Here is a 17,928-nt window from a genome sequence, read left to right on the forward strand (position 1 = left end):
ATAGAAGCAATGAATTTCAGCAGATTTTGTCCAAAAAAAATGGAGGCTGATCACAGCCTCCTTTTATGAAATCGTTTCATATATGAGCGTTGGTTTGGCAACAGGAATTTGGGAGATTCGGATGCTTTTAGCAAGTTTTTGTTTCACTTCTTCGATATTTTCCGTATTGCTGTAAATCGTAACAAGCGATTCCCCTTTTTTCACTGGATCGCCGACTTTTTTACGCAAGGCAAGTCCCACAGAAAGGTCGATCACCGATTCTTTCGTCGCCCTTCCCGCTCCAAGCAGCATCGCGGCTGTTCCAACTTCGTCAGCAATAATCTCCGCGACATATCCATCTTCCGGAGCTTCTAACTCCCATTGATATTTTGCTTGCGGCAGTTTGGATGGGTCATCGACAACCGATGCATCGCCGCCTTGCGCTTTTAGAAACACTTTGAACGTTTCTAGCGCTTTTCCTTCTTGAATCGATGTTTCTAATAACGCACGCGCTTCCTCTAATGAAGATGCTTTTTCCGCTAAATATACCATATAGCTTCCAAGCGTCAAACATAGCTCTTGTAAATCTTCCGGCCCTTTTCCTTTGAGTGTATCAATCGCTTCTTTTACTTCGAGCGCGTTGCCAACTGCGTATCCGAGCGGCTGGCTCATATCGGAAATAACCGCCATCGTTTTCCGGCCGACGCGCTTGCCGATTTCAACCATCGCTTTTGCGAGTTGTTTTGCCCCTTCTAAATCTTTCATAAATGCACCAGCGCCTGTTTTGACATCTAAAACAATCGCATCCGCACCAGCGGCGATTTTTTTGCTCATAATCGACGAAGCGATGAGCGGAATGCTGTTTACCGTCGCGGTGACATCGCGGAGCGCATACAGCTTTTTATCAGCCGGTGTTAAATTGCCTGTCTGGCCGATAATCGCGATTTTATTTTTATTAACAAGCTCGATAAATTGGTTGTTGTCAATTTCCACATGAAATCCTGGAACCGATTCTAATTTATCAATCGTCCCGCCTGTATGCCCGAGGCCGCGGCCCGACATTTTCGCGACCGGCACACCGACAGACGCAACGAGCGGGCCTAACACTAGCGTTGTCGTATCGCCGACGCCGCCGGTTGAGTGTTTATCGACTTTAATTCCTTCGATTTTCGATAAATCGATGACATCTCCCGAATGAACCATCGCCATCGTCAGCGCCGCCGTTTCTTCTTCGGTCATGCCGCGGAAAAACACCGCCATCGCAAATGCGCTCATTTGATAATCCGGAATATCCCCGTTTGTATAGCCGCGAATGATAAATTCAATTTCCTCTTTTGTAAGAGCGTGGCCATCCCTTTTTTTCGCGATTAAATCCACCATTCTCATACAATATCACCTTTTTCGTTTTTTGCCATTTCGGCGACAATCGCTTTGACTAACCGCAAAAAGTTTGCTTTTACTTTTTCCGTCGTTTCTATGACCTCATCGTGCGTAAGCGGCTGATCTAAAATCCCTGCCGCCATATTGGAGATGCAAGAAATACCCAATACTTCCATTTGCGCATGGCGCGCAACAATCACTTCCGGTACGGTCGACATGCCGACCGCGTCACCGCCAATCGCGCGAATCATGCGGATTTCTGCTGGCGTTTCGTAAGAAGGACCGGTATTCGCTACATAAACTCCCTCTTGAATCGGAATGTGGAGATTCGCCGCTACCTCTTTTGCAATGCTGCGCAGCCGCTTGCTATAAGCTTCCGTCATATCCGGAAAGCGCACACCAAGCTCTGGGTCATTCGGGCCGATTAATGGGTTAGTGCCCATGTTATTGATATGGTCCGTAATAATCATTAAATCCCCCGGCTGAAACCGTTCATTCACCCCTCCTGCCGCGTTCGTTACGATTAGCTCTTTGACGCCGAGCGCTTTCATCACGCGGATGGGGAATGTCACTTGATCCATGCTGTACCCTTCATAGTAGTGGAAACGTCCTTGCATGGCGACAACGGTCGCACCTTCAAGCTGGCCGTAAACAAGCCGGCCGGCATGCCCTTCCACTGTAGAAACAGGAAACTCTGGAATTTGTTCATACGGAATTTTTACCGCTTGTTCGATTTCATCCGCGAGCACGCCAAGACCCGATCCAAGAATTAAACCAATTCGGGGCGGTGTCGGGAATTTATCTTGCAAATAACGAGCTGCTTTTTCAATCGCCTGTTTATTCATGATTTCCATCCTCCTATTTCAAATCTGCTAAAAAGCTTGTTCCGTGCGGCGGCATGTTCACTTGAAAGTTTTCTGCAATGGTTGCGCCAACATCGGCAAATGTTTTACGAAGCGGCAGCTCTTTTCCGCCGTTCATGCTTGGACTATAGACAAGAAGCGGTACGTATTCACGAGTATGGTCTGTACCGTGGTGGACTGGATCATTTCCATGGTCAGCCGTAATGATCAGCAGATCGTCATCCTTCAAAAGAGGAAACACGTCGGAAAGACGGGCGTCAAACTCCTCAAGCGCATCCCCGTATCCTTTTGGATCGCGGCGATGGCCGTACAGTGCATCAAAATCAACGAGATTGACGAAACTGAGTCCGGTGAAATCCATTTTCAGCGTGTCTACCAATTTATCCATTCCGTCCATATTGGATTTTGTCCGCAACGATTGCGTAACTCCTTCATTATCATAAATATCGGAAATTTTCCCGATTGCGATCACTTCATATCCCGCGTCTTTTAATTCGTTCATTACTGTACGGCCGAACGGTTTTAACGCATAATCATGCCGGTTCGCTGTGCGCTGGAAATTGCCAGGCGTGCCGATGAACGGACGAGCGATCACGCGGCCGACCATATATTTTTCATCAAGCGTTAATTCACGAGCAATTTTGCAAATGTGATACAGTTCTTCAAGCGGAACCACTTCTTCGTGTGCAGCAATTTGTAATACGGAATCCGCCGAAGTATAAACGATGAGTGCCCCTGTTTCCATATGCTCTTTGCCAAGCTCTTCAATAATCGCCGTACCGCTTGCCGGTTTGTTTCCGATAACTTTTCGGCCCGTTCGTTTTTCCAATTCGTCAATCAATTCTTTTGGGAAACCATTTGGGAACACTTGGAACGGTTTGTCAATATGAAGTCCCATAATTTCCCAGTGACCCGTCATCGTATCTTTTCCGGCGGATGCCTCTTGCATTTTTGTGTAATAGGCTAGCGGTTTTTCCGCTTTCGGAATGCCTTTAATTTCGCGAATGTTGCTTAAGCCGAGCTTCGCCATGTTTGGCATATGCAATCCGCCGCGATACTCAGCAATATGTCCAAGCGTATCCGCACCTTTATCATTATACTTTTCGGCATCTGGCGCTTCTCCAATGCCGACAGAGTCCATGACAATTAAAAATACCCGTTTGTATGTATAACCCATTATTATGCCTCCTGTCTTCATCAAATGATCTATCTTTTTTATCATTCCCAAAACACTTATTCACACATCAACATTATATTGGTCAGAAGTCTGACAACCATATTATAAAACGTTTTCATAATTATGCGCAATAAAAAACAGAAAAGAGCACAATGAGAAACAGAGATGCGGAGTGCCAAAACAAAACACCCGCTCGCCACAAGCGGGTGTTTCTTGCAAGCAACAGAAAGCTATGCACGTGGATGGTATTGCTTATACACATCTTTTAAACGCGTTTTCGTAACGTGCGTATAAATTTGCGTTGTGGAAATATCGGCATGGCCTAATAATTCCTGCACAGCGCGCAAATCGGCGCCATTTTCAAGGAGATGGGTGGCGAATGAATGCCTTAGTGTATGCGGTGTCAGCTCTTTTTCGATGTTTGCTTCTTTCGCGAGTTTCTTCAAAATCTTCCAAAAACCTTGCCGTGTCAAACGTTCGCCATGATGGTTTAAAAATAATGCATCGGTTGTCCTTTTTTTCGAGTTGATTAGCTTCGGACGCGCGGTTTCAAGATATACTTTTAATGCGTTTAACGCCATGCTGCCGACCGGCACGATGCGCTCCTTCTTCCCTTTCCCGTAACAGCGGACAAACCCCATCGTCAAATGCACATCGGAAAGATTTAAGTTCACAAGCTCGCTGACACGCATTCCGGTCGCGTACAATAATTCTAGCATCGCTTTATCGCGAACGCCGATTGGTGTATTCGTTTTCGGCGCTTCTAAGAGCGCCTCGACTTCTTCGAGCGACAGCACTTTTGGCAACGTCCGCTCCATTTGCGGCGATTCGATATGCACCGATGGGTCTTGTTCCGCTACTTTTTCACGAAGAAGAAATTGATGAAACGAACGGATCGATGCAATATGGCGCGCAATCGTCTTTGGAGAGTTTCCTTTTTCCTTTAAAAACTTTAAAAATTGCATAATATGAAGGCGCGTCACGTCATTCCACGATTGAATTTGCTCGACGTGGCGCAAATAATGCGCATACTTTTTTAAATCTCTTTCATAAGAAATAATCGTATTTTTTGCCAAATTTCGCTCTACCGTCAAATAATGCAGAAAATCTTTCAATTCATATTCCAACATTTCTCTACTCCCCATTGCGATAGAAAAATAATAGTCGATCCATCCATTCCAATGTCGAGTTTTCGACGGCTGAAACTTTCACCGCTGATCCTTGTGGTTCATCATAACGGTGGTAATTATCGTATTCTCGATTGAACCATATAAGACTATAATAAAATAAAATCGTACACCCCGTAAATAAAAGAAATACTTTTATCATCTGCCATATCGTTTTCATGGCCGTTCCTCCTCATTTCCAATCATGCTTACTATGAGGATATGCCATGTTTTTTTTCTTTTATACCATAAAAAAACCTTTCCCATCGGAAAAGGTTTTTTACTTTTTATTTTGTTCTTCCTCATGTTTTTGTTGGCAACGATAACAAATGCCATGAAACGTTAGGCGATGGTCTTTAATTTTAAACTTCCAATCTCGTTCCACAATTTCTTCTACTTCCTCTAATAAATCTTCTTGAATTTCCGCTACTGACCCACATTCAATACAAACTAAATGATGATGAAAATGAGCTGCTCCTTCTTTGCGCAGATCGTAGCGAGATACACCATCCCCAAAATTGATTTTATCGACAATTTTTAGTTCGGTTAACAGCTCGAGTGTACGATATACAGTAGCTAATCCGATTTCTGGAGATTTTTCTTTAACGAGGAGGTAGACGTCTTCTGCGCTTAAATGATCTTCCTCATGTTCTAACAAGACACGTACTGTTGCTTCTCGCTGCGGTGTTAATTTATAACCGGCGGTATGCAATTGCTTTTTAATTCGGTCGACTCGATCTTCCATCTTTTATTCCCTCCCACGTCATTCAACTACCATTATAACAAAAGAAAGAGGGAAGTATCAAAATAAAATTATTATTATAAAAGAACAAAAATGGTTATTATATAATAGAAATAATTATTTATGTCCGACCATCTCGATTACTTGTTTCATAAATAACGGTGATACGTATGCCTCTAGGGATGAGGAAACGAGCAGACTCACACTAATCAACATCATCGCCATCGTATAGCGCATAATCATCGGAAAAATTGGTTCATGTCCCCGTTTCATAAATTGATTGCGCACCATTTGCAATGAAAAGGAAACAGAAATCACTCCCATGATTACAAAAGCTGGAATGATAATTAAATTTTGCGGCATTACAGACACAAAAGATAATAAAAACCCTTGCCATCCCATTTGGTTCACCAAAAATCCGACAGTAAATCCGACAACAATTCCTTTTAAAAATAGCAAAATTAAAATAATAGGCAATCCTATAATTGAAATGCCTAGCACCCACATTAAAGCGACATATTTTAGATTATGAAAATAACTTTGTTGAAACATATCGTGGGCGCTTGCAATATTTCCTTTTGATACTTGTCCAAAAAATTGCGTTAAATAGTAGTATAAATCTTGTTTCTGGCTAAAGTTTAAACTGTTGACAACAATCGCTCCAAAAATCACTCCCATTAAAAATAGCACAATCACAAATAAATACATAGGAGCATGCTCGCGCATATGTACAGCGATCATTGATTTTACCGGATGTCTTCTCATCTTTTTCTTCCCCCTATCATCCTCTTAGTAGATTGTATGAAACATTCTTCGATGTATGACTTATTTGCAAGAAAAGAAAGAGAAGACAACTCCGTATACAAAAAAATCGCTTCTATTCCGAAGCGATTTTTCCGTATTTTCCGCCGCCCCCAGCCTGAATTGAAAGCTCTCCCTTGCGCGCGAGCATGATGAGTTTGGCTAGTTTTTCTCCCACACACCGTTTTAGTTCTTCTTCTGTCGCTTGATGGAGAACGTACATTTCCGTACCGAAACGGGCGAGTAATTTTTCATATGTTTTCGCCCCAAGTCCTGGGATGAACTCAAGCGGTACTTGATAAATATACGGCGGGCGTTCCGGCGGCGTTCCGCCTGTTTTTAGCTCCTTAAGACGGTCAAACACTCCTTTAATTTGCCGGTGATGGCCGCATGATGGGCATTGTTTTTCGCGAGGGCTCATCGGCTTGAAACATCGTTCACATGTCGTTTGATGATACTTTCCTAGTTTCGGATTTAACCCATAGTTGGCGATAATCGCTCTTTCCTCCTGATTTCGCAACGCTTTTTTCAATTCGGCAAACGTCGGAGCGTTCATGCGGATCACTTGGTATTCACGCGCCAATTTTCGCAGCGAATGGGCATCGGAGTTGGAAAGGTATGGATAGCGATGAAGTTCGGCGATTTGGTCGGCCATCTCGGTATCAGCGCTTAACCCCAGTTCTATCGCATCAATGGCATCAGGGTCGAACACCTCGGTCAAGCTTTTTTTCACTCCTTTGCCATACAAACTTTTAAACGGAGTGAACGCATGCGCTGGAACAAATAAACCGCCTAATTGTTTTACAAACGCCTGTAATTCACGGCCGGTACCGTACATGCGCTGCGAACTGAGGGAAATGTTTTTCACCCGCTTTTTTAGCCATGCAGAAAACGTACGCATTGCCGCAATCGTCGGTAAAAAGACAAGCACGTGAATAGGGCCTTGACAATGCTCATCATATATTTCGATTTCGCTTCCTAACAATAACGTGATAGAATCGATCGCAACACCGCCGCCATCGTGCTCTTTCCACCCTTTCTCTTCCATTCCCCGTTCCAACTCATCAAGCACTTCCGGAACATGACAGTCAATAATGCCAACCATATTTAATCCTTTTACATGTACTGCGTCGTGTAAAATGTTTGTGAGCGTTAATGTTTTTGCACCTGTAATTTTTACTGGCCTTCCGGAAGCGGTGCGGCCGATATGGATATGTAAATCAACATAATAGTTATGCATTTTCTTCTCCTAGGACACGACGCAATTGCAAATATTGCAGCGCATATGCTGTTTTGGCATCATAAATCTCGCGTTTTTCAAGCATTTCCAGCGCCTCCTCCAACGTCACTTCTAAAATATCGACGAATTCATCTTCATCGAGCGATACGGCATCTTCCAATTTCTCCAGCCCTTCCGCCATATATAAGTGAATCAGCTCATCGGCAAATCCCGGCGATGTATAAAATGACACGATATGGCGCATCGACTGGGCGCGGCAGCCTGTTTCCTCTTCTAATTCACGCTGTGCTGTGGCAAGCGGCTCCTCCCCTTTTTCTAACTTGCCCGCCGGAATTTCTACTAATACCCGTTCCAGTGCTTTTCGGTATTGTCGAACGAGCACTAGTTTTCCTTCCTTTGTAATTGGGATAATGGCCACCGCTCCTGGATGTTTAATAACTTCCCGTTTGCTCGTTTTCCCATTTGGCAGCTGTACGTCTTCCACATACAATTGAACTACTTTGCCGCTAAATATTTTTTCTTTGCGTATCGTTTTTTCCACTAAATGGTCCATGTTCTTCTCTCCCATCTAATAATATCTTTCCCAACTTATTGTACTACATCATTTGAGCAAGTTTTACTTTCGGGTGTACAATGAAAAAAATGATTATTTTAATTAAAGGAGGATCCGCATCATGCAAAAGCGCCGCATCGGCTTATCGGATTTATATGTCAGCGAAATCGGGCTCGGCTGCATGTCGCTTGGCACGGACGAAAAAAAAGCGATTCGCATTATTCATGAGGCGTTAGAACGGGGCATTAACTATTTAGACACGGCCGACCTTTATGACCGTGGACTAAATGAAGAATTTGTCGGAAAAGCAATCAAAGGAAAACGCGATCAAGTCATCCTTGCAACAAAAGTGGGCAACCGCTGGGAAGACGGAAAAGACGGCTGGTTTTGGGATCCGTCCAAAAAATACATTAAATCGGAAGTAAAAGAAAGCTTGCGCCGTCTGCAAACGGATTACATTGACTTATATCAGCTTCACGGCGGTACGATCGATGACCCGATCGATGAAACGATTGAAGCGTTCGAAGAATTAAAACAAGAAGGGGTGATCCGCTATTACGGCATTTCCTCGATTCGTCCAAACGTTATTCGTGAATATGTAAAACGTTCCAATATCGTCAGCGTCATGATGCAATACAGCCTGCTTGACCGCCGACCAGAAGAGTGGTTTCCGCTTTTGCGCGAACACAACATCAGCGTCATCGCCCGCGGACCTGTCGCGAAAGGATTGCTCACAGAGCGGCCGCTAGAGGCGGCGAGCGATTCCGTCAAGAAAAACGGTTATCTTGATTATACATATGAGGAATTGCAGACGCTGCTTCCAAAGTTAAAAGCGAAAACGGCCGAACACCGTTCGTTCACCGCAACGGCGCTGCAGTTTTGTTTATATGATCCGGTTGTTGCCGCTGTCATTCCAGGAGCGAGCAGCGTCGAGCAGCTCATCGAAAACATAAACGCCGCTTCCGCCCCACGCTTAACAGAGGAAGAATATGAATGGCTCCGTCAGCATACGAAATCTTCCGTATACGAAATGCATCGATAGGATACTTACAATGATGCGGAAAGAGAACTTTCTCTTTCCGCAAATACACATCCGACAGCGAACAAACAGCGTGATTGGCATCCGAAAATTCGCCGCAAGAAAAATCACGCTTTGTATGCGGATTTCTCCGCTCTCCCATAAAACAGGATATCTCCATTCAACGATTTACTTAAAATTCCGCCAATCCAAATTGCTCTCACTCAGCAACTCTTCAAATGTTTTTTGTTGTTCGCGTTTGCGCTGTTCCTCTCGTCTCCGTGCTTCTTCTTCCTCTTTTCGTCGCTGTTCTTGTTGTTCCAATTCCCGTTTTTTCTCCTTCAGCTTAGCGAACAATTCCTCATTTAAACGATCCTTCAGCGTAAGCAATTCGTCTGCTCGATTTTTTTGTTTCTTGTTCACACCTATCCCTCCAATGTATAAAACGTTGTTCATTCTTCCATGATAAAAACAAACACTTTCAAGAAAAGGAGTTAAACGAAATGGCAAAAAACAGAGCGCAAAAAGGAAAACCAACTGCTGATACCGTAAAACAAACAATCGCAAAAGAAGAATTAGAAAAAGCGATCCATCCAACAAAACGCCAAAACGCTCAGCAATAAAGAAAAGCGAAGGCAAGCTGCTTAACCGCGAAGGGCAAATGTTCTTCTCCCTCAGGGTGCTTGCACCCTGAGGAAGAAGGTTATTTGGCAGAAGAAGGCTAGCCGTCGAAGCTAGACAATAAGAAAAGCGAAGGACAAGCAGAAAAAGAGCATTTATTTAATTTTTAAAATATCATTTATCAAATACTCCGCATCATCACCCACTCCTCCAATAAGAGCGGATCCCCTTCGATACTGCCATGGTAATCCTAAGAAATACAATCCTTTCACAGAAGTTACCCCTCTTTGGTGAAGAGGCCTTCCTCTATGGTCTAAAACATTCGGAATTTGAATCCAACTGTAATCAGAATAAAATCCAGTTGCCCAAATGACATTTTGAACTTGAATTTGACTGTTGTCTGCAAAAGAAATGACATCTCCTGAAATACTTTCTGTTCTCGGTTTAATTTTAATTTTGCCTTCTTGTATTAAATGTTTCAGTTCTTTACCGAAAATAGGATCACTTTGCTTACTGATAAACTGACCTAACGGACTGTTGATATGGACATTTAATAAACCCAATTTTTTAAACCACCAGAAAATACTTTTACCCATTATTTCAAGTGGAAAGAATTTCATTTTATGACCTACAGATAAATAAACTTCTCTGTCTTTGGACAATTCAACAGCAATTTGCGCCCCTGAATTTCCCGCACCGACTACCAAAACAGAGCCTTCTTGTAATTGAGATGGATTCAAATAACGGGATGTATGCACTTGATACACTTTATCGGATAAACTATCTGCAAATGGTGGAATGTAAGGCTTCTGGAAAGGACCCGTTGCCACAACCACTTTCTCTGCTACATAATTACCATTGTTGGTTGTAACCTTAAAAGTCCCATTTTCTTTGTAAAGGGAAATGACTTCTGTGTTCAGATGAACAGGCAACTCATATTTCTGAGCATAATCCTCTAAATAATCGGCAATTTCGTCCTTGGTTGGATATCCGTTCTGGTCGCCCATTAAAGCCATTCCTGGCAAGGAACTAAACCAACGAGGAGTAAAAAGAACTAAGGAATCATAACGATTTCTCCAAACATCTCCGATTCGATCTTCCTTGCCAACAATGGCAAACAATATATTCTTTTGTTTCAAATAATATCCCATCGCTAACCCTGCTTGGCCCGCACCAATAACAAGAACATCGACATTGTGTTGCATGTCAATCAGCTCCGAAAGGGGTTAGACTTTCATTTCCCCGTGATGGATTTTAGAAGTTTCAATTTGACATCACTAAGCATATGGCCAGAATCAGATAGTAAAGCTAGACTATGGGTAATTAACCCCCCAAAGAACTCCAATAACATAATTCCAGCGGTAATGAGAAGTGCAATTGTAAGCCCTTTTTTATTACCTTCTCTGCCTAGATCGTGGTGATGATGTCCATGACCGTGGTGGTCGTGAGAATGGTGGTGATGATGCATTATAAAACGCCCCCTTAATGATGTTCAGAATGGTGAATGGCTTGCATTAATAAAGAAATTACGTGTTCGTCATCACAAGAATAAAGCAATGTTTTTCCCTCACGGCGATATTTCACTAATCGTAGATTTCTCAATATGCTTAATTGATGGGAAATTGCCGATTGAGACATCTCCAATACTTCAGCGATATGGTTTACTGAACATTCTTCTTGCGACAATAAGTAAAGTATCTTGATTCGTGTTGGGTCAGCCAACGCTTTAAAAATGAGTGATACACTTTCAACAGTTTCAGAAGACAAAAAAGAATGTTTATTTTTGTTCATCATACATAACCTCTCTCATGAAAACTAAATATGAGCATATGTTCATATATAATTATTTAATAAAAATAGGTTTTTGTCAAGTTAAGGAAAATATAGCTTTATACCCCCCTTTTTAAGGAGTATAGGAGTTTATAAAAAGTACAAATATAAGGTAATTAGTATAAAGCCAGCTTATATATCTAGAGGTTATAAAAATATGCATAAAAAAGAGGGTGTCCCAAAAGCGATCCTTTTGGGGCACCCTCTTTTTATAAAATTTCCGTGATATTAGGCATATGCTCATCCATCCACGCTATTGCTTCATCTAGTGTGGCAAATTCTTTTGTCTCAAACGTCATTTCATTTTGCAAAAGCCAGACGTCTTTTGGCTCATGATAGACGCCGGCAATCGACCAATGCAGCAAACTGTATGGATCGTTTTCATGCAAAAATGATACCCAAGTTTTTTGCTTCGCTACATTGGCGATTTGTTTCAGCTTATCTTTCATGTTGCTCACTCACTTCTACAAGCGGCATGCGTGGACTTAAAATTTGTCCAGGGCTTTTCAGCAAAAAACTGCTCGTCCCTTCGACAACGTCAATCGTCATCACATCATCATAGAACACGAGACGGGACTTTTCCACAAAAACAGGAACGAAATTCGTCTCGACAGCGATATCGTCCTCATCTGCTTCATCGACGAGCCATAAGGCAATGACACCGTCAACGAGGCATCCGCATCCATCTGTGTCATATTTTAGCTTCAACATTCGCCCTGTTTGCGCTAAAATAGGAGTAAGCTGTTTGATCGCTTTATCTGTAAATGTAATATTCACGCTACATGATGCTCCTTTTCTTCTTGTTTCTGCTCCTATTGTACCTACATATGCAAATTGCTGTCAAAATAAAAAGGAGGAATTCAATCATGTCCAAAGTGCAAATTAAAGTGAACGATAACGGCTCCTATCGTATCACTGGCGATGTGGAGCTTATTGATGCGGAAGGAAATAAATTTGTAACCAAACAAACCTTTTCGCTTTGCCGGTGTGGGCTGTCCAATAATGTACCATTTTGCGACGGTTCCCATAAAGGCAAATTCCACTCTGTTGTCCGCGCCACTCCGTCCGAATCGCAATGATAGGAAGTGGCATTGTTGGACGAAAAATGGCTTAAAAAACTTATTCGCAACTGCTTTCTTCAATATGGACATGACACGGAATCTCTGTTTCTTCATGACTTCGAATGGAAACAGTTGTGCGAAAAAATTTTACTAGAAAAAACAAACCATGAAGATATGGATATGTACGAAATTGTGCATGATGTCATTTATGAATATATAACGAAATAACACTACTTGTTATGCAGCAGGGAGTGTTATTTTTTGAAGAATGCACGTTTCCCGACTTTCTCGACCACGGATGGAAATAAGCGATAGAGTTGACTCCCAATATTCATCCAGCGCGGCATATTTACTTCCCTTGTCGGCGTCATCATAACCGAAACGACCTGTTTTGCTACTTTTTCCGGCGAAAGCATCCATCGTTCCACATTTTTTACATATTCCCCTGATTGGTCGGCGACATGGAAAAAATTCGTCCGAATCGGCCCCGGGTTCACAGCAGTAACAAAAATCCCGTACTGTTCCGCCTCCATCCGCAAACTGTCCGTAAACCCAAGCACCGCATGTTTGGTAGCAGCATATACGCTCGATTTTGGAGTTGCCAATTTTCCTGCTTGTGAAGCAATATTAATAATATGGCCGCTTCGCCTTTTTTGCATATGTAAATATACTATTTTTGTGCAAGCGATTAAACCAAATACATTGACAGCAAACATGTCTTTCATTTCCTCGATATCAATGTCTTCCACATTGCGAAACACGCCAAAACCTGCGTTATTTACTAATACATCAACCGTTTGGACATCACGAAATAATTGTTGAAACACCGTTTCTACCGCATCTGTATCACTCACATCCAACCGATAATAACGTGGCAAAATGCCATATGTATGTTCAATTTGTCTTGCCACCGCTTTCAACTTTTCTTCATTTCTGGCAAGCAACACCGGCAGCGCCTTTTGGCGTGCCGCTTCATAGGCGATCTGTTCACCGATGCCGCTTGACGCTCCAGTAATGACGATATGTTTGCCTTCTATCCGCAAATAGATCCCTCCATCGCTTCATAAATGTAATAATCATTTACTTTTGTCTTTCTCACTGCGACGTTCTCTTCTAAGTAATCAAGCTGCCCAATCGTTTCAGACATCGTTAATATAAACTCTTGTTGATATACAGTAGGAAATAGCTTTTGGCAAACTTCAAATACCGTATGCGGTCTTTGCTTGAGCATATCGAGCACTTGCTCGGCACGTTCGCGTTGTTTACGGAGCCGTTTTTCAATCAATGCAAATACGTCTGTTACATCCTCCCCATGTCCCGTCATGACAAAAGAAATGTCGTAATTCCGCATTTTAAGCAATGAAGCGTTATACTGCACTAATGGTTTCGGGCGCTCCGTTTCTCCTGGAAAAGGCGGCTCCATCAATGGATTTGGAGAAATATGTAAAAGCAAATGATCTCCACCAATCATCGCACCGTCTGTTTCGCGGTAAAACACAACATGGCTTTGGGCATGTCCCGGTGTTTCAATTACTTTCCAATGCGGCAAGCCCGGCAGCAAATCACCTTCTTTGACCGTAGCGGTAAGCGGACGATGACATGCATAGCGGAGCGAGCCCCGTAAATTTGGAAGTTCTGCGAGAAACGAACGATCCACGCCACATTCTAACAAAAACTGTTCAAAAAATCGTTGATGTTGTTGAAAAAATGTTTCGTCCTGGCGAAGCCAGCGATCTGCTTTCTGATGGCCAATGACCGGAATTGTATCTGGTAAATAATCGAGCAAGCCGACATGGTCAGGATGGTGATGGGTAATGACAACTTGATCAATGTCGGAAGGAGCATATCCAATTTGACGAAGCTGCTGTTGAAACGAGCGCCACGCCTCTTCTGTTTTTACACCGGCATCAATCAGAGTCAAGCTATCTCCTTTAATCAAGTACATGTTTACATTTCCAACCGGAAACGGCGTCGGCACGACGATGCGATAAATATGTTCATTCATCATCGACGATCCCCTTCTAATGATATATTTATAAAATAAATCGACAATAATGATATTTAACAGTTTACACCGATTTTATCGGTTTGTCATTTTTTTCGAATAATTCACAAAAAAATTATCTTTTCCTATTGACAACACACCTGTTTTCATTGCATAATTGCAAACAAAATTAAACATTGCAAACGGGCAATGAGTGGGGCCAGTAAACCATGAATGGTATCCAGAGAGTGAAACCCATAGGCTGGAAGGTTTCATTACCCTCTTCGTGGTTGAACCTACCCCATGAGCTGTTAGGAAAACCTAAACGCTCAACCGGCGTTATCGGTGAAGAGGTGGACTCTTTTTTGGCCGTTTGTCGGCAAAAGAGTCAAAAAAGGTGGTACCGCGGAAACAAGACCTTCCGTCCTTTTTAGGATGCAAGGTCTTTTTTATTTGATCAAAAGGAGGAATTGCCGTGAAACGAGAAACGACCATTACGTTTATCGGTGCCGGTTCGATGGCAGAAGCACTTGTTTCCGGAATGACAAAAACATTGTACCAGCCTGAACAAATTATTATGACAAACCGTTGTAATCAAAAGCGTCTTGAATATATGAAAAAAACGTATGGAGTCCGGATCGAAACCAATAAAGAAAAAGCGGTAAAAGAAGCCGATATTGTCATTTTAGCGATGAAGCCGAAAGACGCGGCAGAAGGCATCATTTCCATTGCTCCAATGATTGGCGAACATCAGCTGATCATTTCCGTGCTGGCTGGCGTTACGACGGAAACCATCGTTTCACTAATTGGTAAAAACGTTGCGGTGATTCGCGCCATGCCAAATACGTCAGCAACGATCGGTCAGTCTGCCACTGCCATCTCTCAAGGCCGTTTTGCTACTGAAACACATTTGGCGATTGCGAAAACGTTGTTTGAGACGGTGGGCATTGTCACGGTCGTTCCTGAACATGATTTGCACGCCGTTACAGGGCTTTCCGGAAGCGGACCTGCCTATGTCTATTATTTAGTGGAAGCAATGGAAAAAGCGGCGGAAGAAATCGGACTTGACCGTACTGTCGCAAAAGAATTGATTTTGCAAACAATTATCGGCGCGGCACAAATGTTGCAAGCAACGAACAAACATCCTTCTATCTTGCGCAAAGAAGTAACTAGTCCGGGCGGAACGACCGAAGCTGGCATTCAAGTGCTGGAGCGTTACCGATACCAGGAAGCGGTTGTTGCTTGTATCAAACGGGCAACGGAGCGATCTGAAGAGTTAGGAAAAGCGCTTGTTTCTTCTTCTCTTCCTCGCGCTGCCGCTCCATCTCGCTAAATGTTGTAAGTGAAATCCTCTTCGCATAGTACGTATCGTTTTTCTTCTCCAAGTAAACGTGCTATTATTCAATTGAAAACGACATTACTTGGGGGGAAAAACAGAGAATGAAAACGATGCTTTTTTCACCGTATACGATACGCGGGGTTACTATCAAAAACCGGATTGTTATGTCTCCTATGTGTATGTATTCTTGCGATACAGAAGATGGAAAAGTACGAAATTGGCATAAAATTCATTATCCGACACGTGCTGTCGGCCAAGTCGGTCTTATTATCGTTGAAGCGACTGCCGTTGCTGCTCAAGGAAGAATTTCGTCACGCGACTTAGGAATCTGGAGCGATGAGCATGTAGATGGATTGCGTGAATTAGCCTCGCTCGTCAAAGAGCATGGAGCTAAAATCGGCATCCAGCTTGCCCATGCCGGGCGCAAATCGGAAGTAGATGGAGAAATTATCGCTCCTTCAGCAATTCCATTCAGTGAAAAAACACGCACCCCGAAAGAAATGACAAAAGCAGACATTGAAGAAACGATCCAAGCGTTCCAAAATGGCGCGCGCCGCGCCAAAGAAGCTGGTTTTGATATCATCGAAATTCACGGTGCCCACGGCTATTTAATTAATGAATTTTTGTCGCCGCTATCGAACCGGCGGCAAGACGAGTATGGCGGTTCACCAGAAAACCGCTACCGCTTTTTAGGAGAAATTATCGATGCCGTAAGAGAAGTATGGGACGGACCGCTCTTTGTGCGCATTTCCGCTTCTGATTACCACCCGGAAGGCTTGACGGTCAAAGATTATATTCCATATGCAAAACGCATGAAAGAACAGGGAGTCGACCTTATCGACGTAAGTTCTGGAGCTGTCGTTCCCGCAAATATCCATGTGTATCCAGGCTACCAAGTTCCGTTTGCGGAAACGATTCGCCGTGAAGCGAATATTGCCACTGGCGCAGTTGGGCTCATTACTTCCGGTCTGCAAGCGGAAGAAATTTTAAGAAGCGGCCGCGCGGATTTAGTATTCCTTGGGCGCGAACTGTTGCGCAACCCATATTGGCCATACGCCGCCGCAAAAGAGTTGGGAACTGCGATTTCCGCCCCAGTACAATATGAGCGGGGATGGCGTTTCTAAAGCTGCCGATTTTCCGGCAGCTTTATTTTTTTCGCGGAATGATAAAAGAAGAAAAATCGGATGCCAACTCCGTATTCGGAAACAACTCTCTTGCCTGCTCTAGCAGTTCTTCACTTAGCGTTCCTTGATATCGGGAACTAATATGAGTTAAAATCAGTCTCTTTACTCCAGCGAGTTTCGCCACTTCCGCCGCTTGGACAGCGGTAGAATGAAAATAATCATGCGCCAAAGCGCTATCCTCTGCCGCAAACGTTGCTTCGTGAACGAGCACATCTGCTTCTTTCGCCAGTTCCACGCTCGCTTCGCAATAGCGTGTATCGCCAAGAATCGTGACAATTCTCCCTTTTTGTGGAGGACCGACAAAATCGCGCCCATCAATGACCGTACCGTCGTCTAACTGCACCGTTTTCCCCAGTTTAATTTGTTGATAAATAGGACCAGGACGAATGCCGAGCGCCTTCAATTTATCTACTAAAAGTGTGCCAGGCAAATCTTTTTCCACAACCCGAAAGCCATAGGAAGGGATGCCGTGATCGAGCTGCTTGGCAATCACTAAAAATCGTTCGTCCTCAAAAATCGTTCCTTCCTCGATTTCGACAACTTGCAGGTCGTATTTCAAACGTGTGCAACTAACGGAAAGCGATATTTCGATAAACGCTTGAATTCCTTTCGGGCCATATATGGTTAACGGTGTATCACCGCCTTGAAAAGAGCGGCTGCCAAGCAATCCCGGCAACCCGAAAATATGATCACCGTGAAGATGGGTGATAAAAATATTTTCAATTCGTCTCGGACGAATGGACGTATGTAAAATTTGATGTTGTGTCGCCTCTCCGCAATCAAATAACCACGTTGCCCCGCGTTCTTCTAATAGCTGCAGCGCAATCGATGATACGTTTCTTTCCTTTGCCGGTACTCCAGCTCCTGTACCTAAAAACAATAATTCCAACGCACCCACTCCTTATGTAAAGCAACTTTTGTCTGTTGTTAGCGTATCAATGTTTCGTGTCTTATTTCAACACTCTTTTACAAAAACATAAAATGTTTGCG

General features: G+C 43.3%; 22 protein-coding genes, 1 pseudogene and 1 other annotated feature. Of the genes and pseudogenes, 5 read left to right on the forward strand and 18 right to left on the reverse strand.

All coding sequences use genetic code 11. The features are described 5' to 3' along the window. Positions 1-63 precede the first annotated feature (63 nt). The 9 genes from DER53_RS16100 to DER53_RS16140 form a co-directional block, all read right to left on the reverse strand. Positions 64-1,365: a pyrimidine-nucleoside phosphorylase gene (locus DER53_RS16100; RefSeq protein ID WP_062752818.1), complete on the reverse strand. Its 1,302-nt coding sequence runs from the start codon at positions 1,363-1,365 to the stop codon at positions 64-66. Beyond that, positions 1,362-2,204: a purine-nucleoside phosphorylase gene (locus DER53_RS16105; protein WP_062752819.1), complete on the reverse strand. Its 843-nt coding sequence runs from the start codon at positions 2,202-2,204 to the stop codon at positions 1,362-1,364. The genes DER53_RS16100 and DER53_RS16105 overlap by 4 nt, the downstream gene beginning before the upstream one ends. Positions 2,205-2,217: 13 nt before the next feature. Then, the gene (gene deoB / locus DER53_RS16110; RefSeq protein ID WP_015864384.1) at positions 2,218-3,399 is read right to left on the reverse strand and encodes a phosphopentomutase; all 1,182 of its coding nucleotides are present in this window, start codon (positions 3,397-3,399) and stop codon (positions 2,218-2,220) included. A 230-nt stretch (positions 3,400-3,629) separates the two neighbouring features. Further along, entirely contained in the window at positions 3,630-4,526 is an 897-nt protein-coding gene (xerD, locus tag DER53_RS16115; RefSeq protein ID WP_041269934.1) for a site-specific tyrosine recombinase XerD, read from the reverse strand. 7 nt (positions 4,527-4,533) lie between these two features. Further along, positions 4,534-4,746 carry a YqzK family protein gene (locus tag DER53_RS16120; RefSeq protein WP_015864386.1) on the reverse strand — a complete coding sequence of 71 codons (213 nt, stop codon included), beginning with the start codon at positions 4,744-4,746 and terminating at the stop codon, positions 4,534-4,536. A gap of 99 nt (positions 4,747-4,845) precedes the next feature. Continuing rightward, positions 4,846-5,310 carry a ferric iron uptake transcriptional regulator gene (gene fur, locus DER53_RS16125; protein WP_015864387.1) on the reverse strand — a complete coding sequence of 155 codons (465 nt, stop codon included), beginning with the start codon at positions 5,308-5,310 and terminating at the stop codon, positions 4,846-4,848. 114 nt (positions 5,311-5,424) lie between these two features. Beyond that, on the reverse strand, positions 5,425-6,072 hold the full coding sequence (gene spoIIM / locus DER53_RS16130; RefSeq protein ID WP_062752821.1) for a stage II sporulation protein M: 648 nt from the start codon (positions 6,070-6,072) through the stop codon (positions 5,425-5,427). Between the two features lie 112 nt (positions 6,073-6,184). After that, complete coding sequence (locus DER53_RS16135) at positions 6,185-7,348, reverse strand: TIGR00375 family protein (RefSeq protein WP_062752823.1); 1,164 nt, start codon at positions 7,346-7,348, stop codon at positions 6,185-6,187. Further along, complete coding sequence (locus DER53_RS16140) at positions 7,341-7,901, reverse strand: NUDIX domain-containing protein (protein WP_062752824.1); 561 nt, start codon at positions 7,899-7,901, stop codon at positions 7,341-7,343. The genes DER53_RS16135 and DER53_RS16140 overlap by 8 nt, the downstream gene beginning before the upstream one ends. A gap of 121 nt (positions 7,902-8,022) precedes the next feature. Here DER53_RS16140 and DER53_RS16145 point away from each other — a divergent pair, with 121 nt between their 5' ends. Further along, positions 8,023-8,943 carry an aldo/keto reductase gene (locus DER53_RS16145; RefSeq protein WP_062752826.1) on the forward strand — a complete coding sequence of 307 codons (921 nt, stop codon included), beginning with the start codon at positions 8,023-8,025 and terminating at the stop codon, positions 8,941-8,943. Between the two features lie 165 nt (positions 8,944-9,108). Here the strand turns inward: DER53_RS16145 and DER53_RS16150 are convergent, their stop codons facing one another. The 6 genes and pseudogenes from DER53_RS16150 to DER53_RS16175 form a co-directional block, all read right to left on the reverse strand. Next, entirely contained in the window at positions 9,109-9,342 is a 234-nt protein-coding gene (locus DER53_RS16150; protein ID WP_062752828.1) for a YqkE family protein, read from the reverse strand. Positions 9,343-9,695: 353 nt separating this feature from the next. Then, entirely contained in the window at positions 9,696-10,745 is a 1,050-nt protein-coding gene (locus DER53_RS16155; protein ID WP_062752830.1) for a flavin-containing monooxygenase, read from the reverse strand. A 41-nt stretch (positions 10,746-10,786) separates the two neighbouring features. After that, a pseudogene (locus DER53_RS16160) lies at positions 10,787-11,008 on the reverse strand (cation efflux transmembrane domain-containing protein); the annotation flags it as partial. A 14-nt stretch (positions 11,009-11,022) separates the two neighbouring features. After that, entirely contained in the window at positions 11,023-11,331 is a 309-nt protein-coding gene (locus DER53_RS16165; protein ID WP_062753207.1) for an ArsR/SmtB family transcription factor, read from the reverse strand. Between the two features lie 248 nt (positions 11,332-11,579). Continuing rightward, a complete protein-coding gene (locus DER53_RS16170) occupies positions 11,580-11,819 on the reverse strand; it encodes a YqkC family protein (protein WP_015864395.1) in 240 nt (79 codons plus the stop codon). After that, positions 11,809-12,147: an iron-sulfur cluster biosynthesis family protein gene (locus DER53_RS16175; protein WP_062752833.1), complete on the reverse strand. Its 339-nt coding sequence runs from the start codon at positions 12,145-12,147 to the stop codon at positions 11,809-11,811. The genes DER53_RS16170 and DER53_RS16175 overlap by 11 nt, the downstream gene beginning before the upstream one ends. A gap of 89 nt (positions 12,148-12,236) precedes the next feature. Here DER53_RS16175 and DER53_RS16180 point away from each other — a divergent pair, with 89 nt between their 5' ends. Together DER53_RS16180 and DER53_RS16185 are read left to right on the forward strand one after the other, a co-directional pair. After that, complete coding sequence (locus DER53_RS16180; RefSeq protein WP_062752835.1) at positions 12,237-12,449, forward strand: CDGSH iron-sulfur domain-containing protein; 213 nt, start codon at positions 12,237-12,239, stop codon at positions 12,447-12,449. A 6-nt stretch (positions 12,450-12,455) separates the two neighbouring features. Next, the gene (locus DER53_RS16185) at positions 12,456-12,659 is read left to right on the forward strand and encodes a YqzH family protein (protein WP_233252995.1); all 204 of its coding nucleotides are present in this window, start codon (positions 12,456-12,458) and stop codon (positions 12,657-12,659) included. Positions 12,660-12,685: 26 nt separating this feature from the next. On the opposite strand, the gene DER53_RS16190 is transcribed toward DER53_RS16185, so the two are convergent. Together DER53_RS16190 and DER53_RS16195 are read right to left on the reverse strand one after the other, a co-directional pair. Next, positions 12,686-13,474 (reverse strand): SDR family NAD(P)-dependent oxidoreductase, encoded by a 789-nt coding sequence (locus DER53_RS16190; protein ID WP_062752837.1) that lies wholly within the window; start codon positions 13,472-13,474, stop codon positions 12,686-12,688. Beyond that, complete coding sequence (locus tag DER53_RS16195; protein WP_062753209.1) at positions 13,465-14,436, reverse strand: MBL fold metallo-hydrolase; 972 nt, start codon at positions 14,434-14,436, stop codon at positions 13,465-13,467. The genes DER53_RS16190 and DER53_RS16195 overlap by 10 nt, the downstream gene beginning before the upstream one ends. 180 nt (positions 14,437-14,616) lie before the next feature. Beyond that, positions 14,617-14,847 (forward strand) — a binding site (T-box leader). A 43-nt stretch (positions 14,848-14,890) separates the two neighbouring features. Here DER53_RS16195 and proI point away from each other — a divergent pair. Continuing rightward, positions 14,891-15,748, forward strand: a complete 858-nt coding sequence (proI, locus tag DER53_RS16200; protein WP_073967879.1) for a pyrroline-5-carboxylate reductase ProI — start codon at positions 14,891-14,893, stop codon at positions 15,746-15,748. 107 nt (positions 15,749-15,855) lie between these two features. Then, positions 15,856-16,878 carry an NADPH dehydrogenase NamA gene (gene namA, locus DER53_RS16205; protein WP_062752839.1) on the forward strand — a complete coding sequence of 341 codons (1,023 nt, stop codon included), beginning with the start codon at positions 15,856-15,858 and terminating at the stop codon, positions 16,876-16,878. A 22-nt stretch (positions 16,879-16,900) separates the two neighbouring features. Here the strand turns inward: namA and rnz are convergent, their stop codons facing one another. After that, entirely contained in the window at positions 16,901-17,827 is a 927-nt protein-coding gene (rnz, locus tag DER53_RS16210; protein ID WP_062752840.1) for a ribonuclease Z, read from the reverse strand. Positions 17,828-17,928: the final 101 nt, after the last annotated feature.

Origin of the sequence: Parageobacillus toebii NBRC 107807 (assembly GCF_003688615.2) — a bacterium.
GTDB classification, from domain to species: domain Bacteria; phylum Bacillota; class Bacilli; order Bacillales; family Anoxybacillaceae; genus Parageobacillus_B; species Parageobacillus_B toebii.

What these genes read in the sequence shown, in the direction of transcription:
- DER53_RS16195 (WP_062753209.1), bottom strand. Translation starts at nt 14,436, where the DNA reads ATGAATGAACATATTTATCGCATCGTCGTGCCGACGCCGTTTCCGGTT.
- namA (WP_062752839.1), top strand. Translation starts at nt 15,856, where the DNA reads ATGAAAACGATGCTTTTTTCACCGTATACGATACGCGGGGTTACTATC.
- DER53_RS16180 (WP_062752835.1), top strand. Translation starts at nt 12,237, where the DNA reads ATGTCCAAAGTGCAAATTAAAGTGAACGATAACGGCTCCTATCGTATC.
- DER53_RS16155 (WP_062752830.1), bottom strand. Translation starts at nt 10,745, where the DNA reads ATGCAACACAATGTCGATGTTCTTGTTATTGGTGCGGGCCAAGCAGGG.
- fur (WP_015864387.1), bottom strand. Translation starts at nt 5,310, where the DNA reads ATGGAAGATCGAGTCGACCGAATTAAAAAGCAATTGCATACCGCCGGT.
- DER53_RS16170 (WP_015864395.1), bottom strand. Translation starts at nt 11,819, where the DNA reads ATGAAAGATAAGCTGAAACAAATCGCCAATGTAGCGAAGCAAAAAACT.
- DER53_RS16165 (WP_062753207.1), bottom strand. Translation starts at nt 11,331, where the DNA reads ATGAACAAAAATAAACATTCTTTTTTGTCTTCTGAAACTGTTGAAAGT.
- DER53_RS16140 (WP_062752824.1), bottom strand. Translation starts at nt 7,901, where the DNA reads ATGGACCATTTAGTGGAAAAAACGATACGCAAAGAAAAAATATTTAGC.
- DER53_RS16100 (WP_062752818.1), bottom strand. Translation starts at nt 1,365, where the DNA reads ATGAGAATGGTGGATTTAATCGCGAAAAAAAGGGATGGCCACGCTCTT.
- DER53_RS16105 (WP_062752819.1), bottom strand. Translation starts at nt 2,204, where the DNA reads ATGAATAAACAGGCGATTGAAAAAGCAGCTCGTTATTTGCAAGATAAA.
- DER53_RS16120 (WP_015864386.1), bottom strand. Translation starts at nt 4,746, where the DNA reads ATGAAAACGATATGGCAGATGATAAAAGTATTTCTTTTATTTACGGGG.
- DER53_RS16135 (WP_062752823.1), bottom strand. Translation starts at nt 7,348, where the DNA reads ATGCATAACTATTATGTTGATTTACATATCCATATCGGCCGCACCGCT.
- deoB (WP_015864384.1), bottom strand. Translation starts at nt 3,399, where the DNA reads ATGGGTTATACATACAAACGGGTATTTTTAATTGTCATGGACTCTGTC.
- spoIIM (WP_062752821.1), bottom strand. Translation starts at nt 6,072, where the DNA reads ATGAGAAGACATCCGGTAAAATCAATGATCGCTGTACATATGCGCGAG.
- DER53_RS16145 (WP_062752826.1), top strand. Translation starts at nt 8,023, where the DNA reads ATGCAAAAGCGCCGCATCGGCTTATCGGATTTATATGTCAGCGAAATC.